Raw genomic sequence first — 1063 nt, 5'->3', positions numbered from 1 at the left:
TGGTCTGGTAGGTAAAGCGCCGGGTCGTTACAACTTACATCTGGGGGGGAATCGTGCTGGTACACGTGTACCTAAAATGTATAAAGAGAACATCACGGATAAACAAATCCTAGAAGAGATTGATCTGCTGGTGGCTCGATGGTCGAAAGAGCGTGAGGAAGGCGAAGACTTTGGCGATTTCACCATTCGTGCAGGCATCATTCAAGAAGTGTTCGTATCAAAGAGGGACTTCTATGCTTGATTCTGTGGCTTCCAAACCGGAGCTGGCGGAGTTACTGACATTAACAAAGACGGAGCAAATACTCCGTCTTGCACAAATCAATGTCGAACTTGAACAGCTGTCGGCACAAGAGCGAGTAAAGTGGGCTTTGGAAAATCTGGATGGAGAGTTTGCGGTATCCTCAAGCTTTGGTATCCAAGCCGCTGTCATGCTTCATCTTGTGACTCAAGAAAAACCTGATATCCCAATTATTCTTACGGATACCGGATATCTGTTTGCAGAAACGTATCGCTTTATTGATGAGTTGACAGAAAAACTCAACCTTAATCTAAAAGTTTATCGAGCGGAGCAAAGTGCTCAGTGGCAAGAAGCACGTTATGGCAAATTATGGGAGCAGGGCGTTGAGGGGATCGAGAAGTACAACAAAATAAATAAAGTCGAGCCAATGCGTCGTGCATTGAAAGAACTTAATGTTGGAACATGGTTTTCAGGTTTACGTAGAGAGCAAAGTAAATCACGAGCGGGTTTACCGATACTGTCGATTCAAAATGGCGTGTTTAAGTTTCTGCCCGTAATCGATTGGACTAATAAAGATGTTCACTACTACCTCGAGCAACATGGTCTTACCTATCACCCACTTTGGGAAGAAGGTTACTTGTCTGTTGGGGATACACATACGACACGTAAATGGGAGCCAGGAATGTCAGAGGAAGAGACTCGCTTCTTTGGTTTAAAGCGTGAATGTGGACTTCATGAAGATGATGGTAATGAACAAGATGGTTCAGGTATCTAGTTACAGATATATCTATCTATAGAAGAAAGCTGCGATCATGCAGCTTTCTT

The 1063-nt window shown here is 43.7% G+C and carries 1 protein-coding gene and 1 pseudogene; both read left to right on the top strand.

Features of this window, described 5'->3' with window-relative positions; genetic code table 11:
- Positions 1 to 241, top strand: a pseudogene (locus R7Q38_RS24680) (sulfite reductase subunit beta); the annotation flags it as partial.
- The gene (locus R7Q38_RS24675; protein ID WP_021449750.1) at positions 234 to 1013 is read left to right on the top strand and encodes a phosphoadenylyl-sulfate reductase; all 780 of its coding nucleotides are present in this window, start codon (positions 234 to 236) and stop codon (positions 1011 to 1013) included. The pseudogene R7Q38_RS24680 and the gene R7Q38_RS24675, both read left to right, overlap by 8 nt.
- Positions 1014 to 1063 lie beyond the last annotated feature (50 nt).

Source organism: Vibrio sp. Vb0598 (genome assembly GCF_033338935.1).
GTDB lineage: Bacteria > Pseudomonadota > Gammaproteobacteria > Enterobacterales > Vibrionaceae > Vibrio > Vibrio alginolyticus.
The sequence above is the reverse complement of the archived record's forward strand: the minus strand, read 5'-3'. Positions and strand labels throughout refer to the sequence as shown.